This window comes from Petrotoga halophila DSM 16923 (assembly GCF_002924615.1).
The window spans coordinates 1-8,410 of the sequence record NZ_JALY01000174.1; the positions used below are offsets into that span (position 1 = coordinate 1).

At 33.2% G+C, this 8,410-nt stretch carries 10 protein-coding genes; 9 read left to right on the plus strand and 1 reads right to left on the minus strand.

Going from position 1 to position 8,410, the window contains the following annotated elements; translation table 11 throughout:
• The first annotated feature begins 134 nt into the window (after nt 1-134).
• From AA81_RS08660 to AA81_RS08700, 9 genes are all read left to right on the plus strand, one after another.
• Nucleotides 135-905, plus strand: a complete 771-nt coding sequence (locus AA81_RS08660; RefSeq protein WP_103898795.1) for a class I SAM-dependent methyltransferase — start codon at nt 135-137, stop codon at nt 903-905.
• A complete protein-coding gene (miaA, locus tag AA81_RS08665; RefSeq protein ID WP_103898796.1) occupies nt 902-1,813 on the plus strand; it encodes a tRNA (adenosine(37)-N6)-dimethylallyltransferase MiaA in 912 nt (303 codons plus the stop codon). Before AA81_RS08660 ends, miaA begins: the two co-directional genes overlap by 4 nt.
• Before the next feature lie 130 nt (nt 1,814-1,943).
• Entirely contained in the window at nt 1,944-2,186 is a 243-nt protein-coding gene (hfq, locus tag AA81_RS08670) for an RNA chaperone Hfq (RefSeq protein ID WP_103079536.1), read from the plus strand.
• Between the two features lie 95 nt (nt 2,187-2,281).
• Nucleotides 2,282-3,265 (plus strand): M23 family metallopeptidase, encoded by a 984-nt coding sequence (locus tag AA81_RS08675; protein ID WP_169999704.1) that lies wholly within the window; start codon nt 2,282-2,284, stop codon nt 3,263-3,265.
• A 156-nt stretch (nt 3,266-3,421) separates the two neighbouring features.
• Nucleotides 3,422-4,618, plus strand: coding sequence for a methionine adenosyltransferase (gene metK / locus AA81_RS08680; protein WP_146050371.1), 1,197 nt, complete (start codon nt 3,422-3,424; stop codon nt 4,616-4,618).
• A 397-nt stretch (nt 4,619-5,015) separates the two neighbouring features.
• Complete coding sequence (gene rpsT, locus AA81_RS08685) at nt 5,016-5,318, plus strand: 30S ribosomal protein S20 (protein WP_103079539.1); 303 nt, start codon at nt 5,016-5,018, stop codon at nt 5,316-5,318.
• 58 nt (nt 5,319-5,376) lie between these two features.
• Nucleotides 5,377-6,321: a tRNA (guanosine(46)-N7)-methyltransferase TrmB gene (gene trmB, locus AA81_RS08690; protein WP_169999706.1), complete on the plus strand. Its 945-nt coding sequence runs from the start codon at nt 5,377-5,379 to the stop codon at nt 6,319-6,321.
• Nucleotides 6,321-7,325, plus strand: coding sequence for an NAD(P)H-dependent glycerol-3-phosphate dehydrogenase (locus AA81_RS08695; protein WP_103898800.1), 1,005 nt, complete (start codon nt 6,321-6,323; stop codon nt 7,323-7,325). Before trmB ends, AA81_RS08695 begins: the two co-directional genes overlap by 1 nt.
• Before the next feature lie 54 nt (nt 7,326-7,379).
• The gene (locus tag AA81_RS08700; RefSeq protein WP_103065932.1) at nt 7,380-7,829 is read left to right on the plus strand and encodes a hypothetical protein; all 450 of its coding nucleotides are present in this window, start codon (nt 7,380-7,382) and stop codon (nt 7,827-7,829) included.
• 35 nt (nt 7,830-7,864) lie between these two features.
• Here AA81_RS08700 and AA81_RS08705 read toward each other — a convergent pair.
• Nucleotides 7,865-8,410 (minus strand): endonuclease III domain-containing protein (locus tag AA81_RS08705; RefSeq protein ID WP_103898801.1); only part of this gene is annotated, 546 nt, incomplete at its 5' end.

An 8,410-nucleotide genomic window follows, 5' to 3' on the forward strand; every position in this document is an offset into this window, starting at 1 on the left:
CTTATATTACAATTTAAAAGAACAGTACAATGAAATTGAAAAACGAAAAGAAGAACTGAATGATGAAATTCTAAAAAGAAATCAGATCCTTTTGGATTTAAAAAATCGATTAGCTGAAAAAGGAGTTATAATAAATGGTGAAGAATTCCACCAAATGGATCTTTACAACTTCCCATAAGCCAAATAAAAAACAAATAGAAAAAGCGTTGCAATTAGCCAACAAATATGGTGGTGTCTACCTAGAAAGAAATAAGCTTAGAATGGACGAAGGAAACTTTTATTTTGTAATAGATAAGAAACTAGCCCTAAACTTTCAATGGGAGGATGGAAAATTATTTTTCCATCCTTCTGTTTCCAAAATAAGATTGAACAATTATTTAAAGAATGGGATTGATCATTTAATAAACGCTGTATCTCCACAGAAAAACGATATCATACTTGATTTAACCCTTGGTCTTGGAAGCGATGCCTTGTTGTTGTCTCATTTTTGTAAAAAAATAGTAGGTTTAGAGGCTTCTTTTCCTATCTATGCAGTTGTTGTAGAAAATATAACAAACTACGATTATAAAGAAAATTGGATGAAAGAAGCTTCAAAAAAGATTGAAGTGATCAATTCAGATTATAAAATTTTTCTAAACGAGCAAAAAGAAGAAAGTTATGATGTCATTTATTGTGATCCTATGTTCGAGAATCCTCAGTACAAATCAAGCTCTATAAATCCTTTGAGGAAGTTTGCTCGATACGATAAAATTACACAAGAAGATTTAGAAAAGATGGTTAAAATAGCTAGGAAAAAAGTAGTAATCAAAGCACGTTCTAACGACAGTGTGTGGGATTTATACGACTTCGATAAAAAAATTGGAAGTAAAAAAAGTGGAGTATTTTTCGGAGTGATTGAAAAGTGAACACAGTTTTAGTTATAGCGGGCCCTACAGCTGTCGGAAAAACAAAAGTATCCGTAGAAATAGCCAGAAGAATTAATGGTGAAATAATTTGTATGGACTCTAGACAAATTTATAGCCATCTTATAATCGGTACCGCTATGCCTGATGAAGAAACCAAACAGATGATCCCACATCATTTGTTTGGCTCAATAGATCCAGGTACCCATTTTACAGCTTTTGACTATAAAAAAATAGCAGAAAAAAAAATCGGTGAAGTACTAAATAGAGGTAATATACCCATTTTAGTTGGAGGAACAGGCTTATATCTCGATGCTCTGAGAAAAGGTTTTTTGAATGTAAAATCTGACTATGGTTTAAGGACTTATTTAAGAAAATTAGAAAAAAATAATCCCGGTGTATTGAGAAAGATATTGGTAGATTTGGATCCACAAAGAGCCCAAAAGATACATCCAAACGATTTAAAAAGGATCATTCGGGCCATAGAGATTTATGTTGTAACCGGTATTAAAATGGGGGATATAGTAAAAGAAAATAGGCAAAGCGACAATACTTTTGATTATCGAATATTCATACTAGATAGAGAAAGGCAAGAATTACATGAAAGGATAAACAAAAGAGTCCACCAAATGATAGATGAAGGGTTGATAGAAGAGGTGCAAAATCTCTTGTCTTCAGGGTATCCTACAACTCTTAACGCTTTAAACACCATAGGTTATAAAGAAGTGATACAATATCTATATGGGAAAATCGATTTTAATGAAATGATTCACCAGATAAAAGTAAACACTCGAAACTATGCCAGAAGACAGATTATATACTTTCGTAAGATAGAATCTGCAAAGTGGATCAATTTGAGTAAAACAAATCAAGAAGATGTAGTAGATCAAATAGTAAGTGAAATTATCTAATGGTTCTGGAGCTGGGCAAAGCCTTATCCCTTATCCCTTATTCCTTGTGGGTGAGCAGCGGGGCGAAGGGGCGCTATAGCAAGTCTTTCTAGAAAAAGTATATTTAATTTTGGATATGAGGGGTGATAACATGGCAGAAAAATTCAATTTGCAAGACCGATTTTTGAACATCCTGAGGATTAATAAGATAGAAGTAAAGATTTATTTAGAAGGGGGATTTCAAACAAGCGGAGTGGTAAGGTCTTTTGATGATTATACTGTTTTATTGGAAAAAAACGGTGAACAATCGCTGGTTTATAAACACGCCATAAAAATGATGGCACCCTCAAAATACATAAAACTTTTTCAAGAACAGTCGTCTAAAGATGAATAGAAAGAGAAAAATAAAAAACTGCCCCGATGAAAGAAGGGGTAGTTTTCTAGTATTATTAAAAAAATAACGTTATAAGAATTTTGGAGGGAATTAATTTGAAAAAAACTTTTTTGATTTCTTTGTACATCCTAATATTTTCTATTTTTGCCATTTCTCAGCTATTTCAGCCACCTATAAAAAACTCATACATAACCGCATCTTTTGGTGAATACAGAGATACAGGAGTGGATCCGCATTTTCATTTAGGAGTAGACTTTTCTACTTTTAACAGAAAGGGAGAATCTGTTTATGCGGCAGCTGAAGGTTCTCTTTATAAGATTTGGTTAAACGATCCTCTTTACGGCAATGCAATATTTTTATATCATGAAGACTCTGATTTAATTAGTGGATATGCCCATTTGAGTGTTTTCTCTGATAAAATAACTAAATATTCTCAATTAGTTCAAAAAGAGTTTGGAAATCAAAGAATTGAAATTGTTTTTCCAAAAGGAGAAATCCCAATAAACCTAAATGAGGTTATAGCTTATTCAGGTGATACAGGAGAAGCCATAGCTCCTCACTTGCATTTTGAAGTTTTGAAACAATCCGAAGATGAATTGGTCATTTATGACCCACTTGAGTTTTTAGAATATCAGGAACAAAGGGATAAATCTTTGGAATTAATGAGCATCAGATCCAATAATAAATATTTTGAAGTTACAGAAAATGGAGAAACTGTTGTAGAATACGCAGGTAACTATCCCCGGATAGACATTAGAGTACGAGAGAAATTAGGGGACAACTCCACTATTCTTCCTAAAAAAGTTTCTATGTATATCAATGGGATTTTAACCTATAAATTGGATTTTAGCATAATCAAGGAGTCCGATATATACAAAGCTGATGTTGTATTTGGATATGGTTCAACATCTTCCATATATTGGCTGAAAATGTACTCTGATGACTATTTATCTCCAATAGTTATCAATGACTTTTCAGCATTTTCTAATGAAACTTCAAGGACTTTAAATGGAGAAATCGTTTTAGAAGACATATGGGGTAACGAAAAAGTTTATAAATTGAAATTCATAAAACCATAAGAAATGTTAATTTTATTTTTAAAAGTTAACAATGTATGAGTTTTCTTCACTTGCGAAATGTGATTTTTTTGGTATAATTTTTCTCGTATAATTCTAAAGATAATCTGAAATCTGCGAAAAACTCGAAGAAATTAAGGAGGCTAAAAAGTGAAAAAAATGCTCTTTACCAGTGAAAGTGTAACAGAAGGTCATCCTGATAAAATCTGTGACCAAATTTCTGATACTATACTTGATGCTATCCTGGAGAAAGAACCCGAAGAAAATAAGATGAATGCCCGATGTGCTGTAGAAACTTTGGTAACAAGGGGACTAGTTGTAGTAACAGGTGAAGTTAGAACTTCAGCATATATAGATGTTCCGACGCTTGTCAGGAATACTATTTTAGATATAGGTTATAACAGAGCTAAATTTGGATTTGATGGCGAAACATGCGCTGTAATTTCTTCTATTGAAGAACAATCACCTGATATAGCTTTGGGGGTTGACAGATCGTTCGAAGTTAAATCAAAAGAAGAAGAAGATCCTTTTGAAAAGATTGGAGCAGGAGACCAGGGCATGATGTTCGGATATGCGACAAACGAAACGGATGCTTATATGCCTTTACCCATTCTCTTAGCTCACAGACTTGCAAAGAGGTTATCCGATGTCCGAAAATCGAATACCGTAGATTTTTTAAGGCCAGATGGTAAAACTCAAGTAACAGTAGAATACGATGAAAATAATAACCCGGTGGGCGTTGAAACTGTACTTATTTCTACCCAACATTCGCCTGATATAGAAAGGCAAGAGTTAGAAGAAGCAATAAAAAAATATGTAATAACTCCAGTCATACCGGAAAACCTTTTTACAAAGAACACAAAAATTCTTATCAATCCTACAGGAAGATTTGTTATAGGGGGTCCTCAAGCTGATACAGGACTAACTGGAAGGAAAATAATCGTTGATACATATGGTGGTTGGGCACCACACGGTGGAGGAGCTTTTTCAGGAAAGGATCCTACCAAAGTAGATAGATCCGCTACTTATATGGCAAGATACGTAGCTAAAAATTTAGTAGCAAGTGGTGCAGCAGATGAAGTTTTAATTCAACTTTCCTACGCAATTGGTGTTGCTCAACCCGTTTCAATAAATATTGACACAAAAGGTACTGCGAAAGTGGATGAAGAAAAGATATATAAAGTTGTAAAAGAAATATTTGACTTTAGACCAGCAGCGATAATTAGTAACTTAAATCTATTACAACCTATTTACAAAGAAACCGCCGCTTACGGGCATTTTGGAAGAAAAGATGTAGAATTTCCATGGGAAAGATTAGATAAAGTTAAGGAATTGAAAGCATCATTAGGATTGTAATTTAGTTTGCTGTAGTATGCAAACTATGTTTTTTTGCCGTTTTATGCAAAAAACTTTTTCATAATGCTTTAGAAGTAATATCCTAATTCTCATTTGCGAAGCAAATGATGTTTTTCGTGGATCTATGCAAAAAACTATGATTTTGAACTTGGGGATCTTAAGGGGCTTGCCCCTTAACGTACGGGCAAAGGGGTGCTAAAACAGGTTTTAGAAATAATTAACTTTCAAAAAAGGTTGTGATTTTAAAAGGGTCACAGGGCGGAGCCCTCCCACCTTCCCGGCTAGGGACCCCAAGTCCCTTCATTAGAAGGGGAAGATAGGACCGAAGGGGCGCTAACACAAGGTTTTAGAATTTCTAAAAACAATAAAAAACAAAAATTGAGGAGGTATTTCAAAATTGCCAAATAAAAAATCGGCAGAAAAAAGGGTTAGACAATCAGAAAAAAGAAGACAAAAAAATCGTGGATATCAAAAAAGGATTAAGGAAATTTCTAAAGAAATAGACAAGAAGATTCAGGAAAATGCCGAAAGGGAAGAATTGATGCAGTTATTAAGCAAATCTTTTAAAATTATTGACACTGCAAAATCACACGGTGCTGTGCATAAAAATTACGCAGCAAGGAAAAAATCAAAACTACATTTAAAGGTTAAAAAATATTTAGGCGAAATGGCGCCAGAAAGTTCTTCTGTAAATGAGTAATTGATGAATTTTTGTAATCAATACGATTATGACCCCCTTTTTTGGAGGTAACGAAGTTTTGAGATCTTATTCTTATTTACAAATGTATCAAGTAAACACAATGGCCATAAAAAGTTACCCTATAGAATGGAATAAAATTTTTGGAAATAACAATAAGTTAATAGTTGAAGTTGGATTCGGCGGTGGAGAGTTTTTAGTAAATTTAGCCAAAGAGAATAATAATTATAACTATGTTGGAATAGAAACATCCCTAACTTCTTGTCACAAAATAAAAAAGAAAATCTTTCAAGATAATTTAAATAACGTACAAATAATACTTGAAGATGCAAAATTTGCCCTTAGGGAGTTTTTTTCTGACAACTCGATTAATAAAGTAATAGTTAACTTTCCATGTCCATGGCCAAAAAGTAAGCACGCAAAAAACCGTCTTTTTGACGAGAAATTTATAGACACTTTATCCTCGGTATTAGAAGTAGACGGTGAATTAATTTTAACAACCGACATTTTTTGGTATGCTTCTGCTGTTAAAGAAAAATTTTTAAACAACAGATGTTTTGAAGTAAAAAATATTTCCGAAATAAACCAATTACCTTTCAAAACGAGATACGAAAAAAAGTGGGAAAACGAAGGAAGAAAAAAGTATTTACTTATTGCACAAAAAAGATGCAAAAAATCAATAAAAAGGTTGTTAGAAGGGGATTTCGAGTTGCCTCATGAGAAAATCAAAAAAGTGAATTTTGATAAATTACAATCTCTGGCTGGATTTAAAAAATCTAATAAAAATAAAACTATAGTTATAAAAGACACATACACTAAATTAGACGGTTCAGAATATTTAGTAAAGGTTTTCTCTGAAGACGAGGGGTATATTCAAAGTTACTTTATTAATGTCATCAAAATGAAAGAAGGTTGGTTAGTAAAATTAGATGATATAGCAAAAGCTTATAGAACTCCTGCTGTGAAAGAAGCGGTGAATACAATCGCCAAGGAGCTAGAAAATTAATGTCTCGTATAACGGTTTTGGGTGCTGGTAGTTGGGGAACCGCTATCGCAAAGCATTTAGTCGATAATAATCAAAAAGTAACAATTTGGGATAGAGACAAAAAACTCCTACAAGAAATAAAAAAAGGGCGTAATCCTCGGTATCTATCTACCCTAAAACTCCCTTCAAAAGAAATAAATATTGAAGAGGATATAAATAAAAGCCTAAAGAATGCACAAATTGTAATTATAGCTATACCCGTTCAACATATATCAGAAGTATTAAGACAAATTCACAAAACCTCTCTTACAAACAAAGATATCGTTTTTGTCAACCTATCAAAAGGTGTGCAAATTAAAAGCCAAAAGATACCGAGTAAAATTTTTGAGGAATATCTAACAGGGTTTAACTATTGTACCTTAAGTGGTCCCAGTCATGCAGAAGAAGTAGCAAAAGATGTACCCACATCGGTTGTAGTTGCAGGTAGAGACAGTAAGGTTAACAAATATATACAGGAAATTTTTAGCAATGAAACTTTTAGAGTATATACTAACAATGACTTAATAGGGGTAGAAATCAGCGGTGCTATAAAAAATATATATGCAATAGGTGCCGGTATAATAGATGGATTTGGAAAATGGGATAACACAAAAGCTGCTTTAATCACCCGTTCATTGGTTGAAATGATTAGGTATGGAACATATTATGGAGGAAACAAAGAAACGTTCATGGGATTAGCAGGGATTGGAGATCTCGTAGTAACTTGTACTAGCTCACATAGCAGAAATCGGTACGTTGGAGAAATGCTTTCAAAAGGTATGACTTTAAAAATAATTTTGGAACAAATGATGATGGTTGCAGAGGGAGTTTACACTGCAAAAGCTGTATATAATGATGCAAAAGAAAAGGAAATTGAAATGCCCATAGCTGCTAAAATCTATCAAGTACTATACGAAGGTGTAGATCCTAAAACGGCTATTTACAAATTAATGACAAGGGATTTGAAATCTGAATTTTTCAATTGAAAGATTTTATGGTATAATTAATTAAGGAAAGTCAAATTTTAAGGAGGCATTCGAATGCAAGTTTCTTTGGATCAGCTTTTACAAGCATTAATGATACGTTTGGAAAGTTTAGAAATTTCTTTAGAAGATTTAAAATTTAGAACAAATGTGGCTTTGAGGTTAATCAAGAAAAATGACCTGTTGGATGAAGACAAGGTCAAAGAATCTGTAAAAGAAGAATTAAGTGCTTTAAATGAACTAAGTGAAGATAAGATGGATTTGAGCGATGAAAGAATTGAAGAGATCTCAAAGGGAATAATACAATGGATCGATAATGACTTAGATAGTTTAAGGAAAAGAATGGCAGATTACCAGGAAAAAATGAAACAGCTACTTGAGGAAGAGGAAGCTGCAGGTAATATCAGTATAGCTCCCCCAGAACTGTTGAACCAACTAGAAAGAGCAGGCATTGCAAAAAATCAAAAAGAAAAAGGTAAAAATAGAGGAAATATAATCATGCCGTAAGGTTTGATTTTAAAAAAATAAGAGCCGGTATCAGTTCACCGGCTTTTGTTTTTATATACCCGCTTCGAGGGGCATATTTCATTCAAAAAACATTCCATGCACTTTGGAGAAATTGGCTTACAAATCTTCTGACCAAAATTTACCATTGAACCATTCAGAGGTCCCCATAATTCAGGCGGAATAATTCTTCTCAATTGGACTTCAGTTTCTTCAGGTGTTTTTGTTTTCACCCAACCGAGTCTATTGGAAATTCTATGTACGTGCGTGTCAACTGCAAGTGCTTCTTTACCAAAAGACACGTACAAAACTATATTGGCAGTTTTTCTTCCCACTCCTGGAAGCTTAATCAACTCTTCTAATTCATCAGGTACTTCCCCATTATACTTTTCAATTAAAATTTTAGAAATATTAATAATCCTTTCTGATTTCTGTTTGTACATACCTGCTGGCTTGATTAGATCGTATAGGTCCTGAGGATTTAATTTAGAAATCTCAAAAACATTTTTGTAATGAGAAAAAAGTGATTTAGAAGCTTTTTCAGTATTTTCATCTTTTGTTCTTTGAGAAAGCACCGTTTCAAT

What these genes read in the sequence shown, in the direction of transcription:
- AA81_RS08695 (WP_103898800.1), top strand. Translation starts at nt 6,321, where the DNA reads ATGTCTCGTATAACGGTTTTGGGTGCTGGTAGTTGGGGAACCGCTATC.
- metK (WP_146050371.1), top strand. Translation starts at nt 3,422, where the DNA reads ATGCTCTTTACCAGTGAAAGTGTAACAGAAGGTCATCCTGATAAAATC.
- AA81_RS08660 (WP_103898795.1), top strand. Translation starts at nt 135, where the DNA reads ATGGTGAAGAATTCCACCAAATGGATCTTTACAACTTCCCATAAGCCA.
- AA81_RS08700 (WP_103065932.1), top strand. Translation starts at nt 7,380, where the DNA reads ATGCAAGTTTCTTTGGATCAGCTTTTACAAGCATTAATGATACGTTTG.
- hfq (WP_103079536.1), top strand. Translation starts at nt 1,944, where the DNA reads ATGGCAGAAAAATTCAATTTGCAAGACCGATTTTTGAACATCCTGAGG.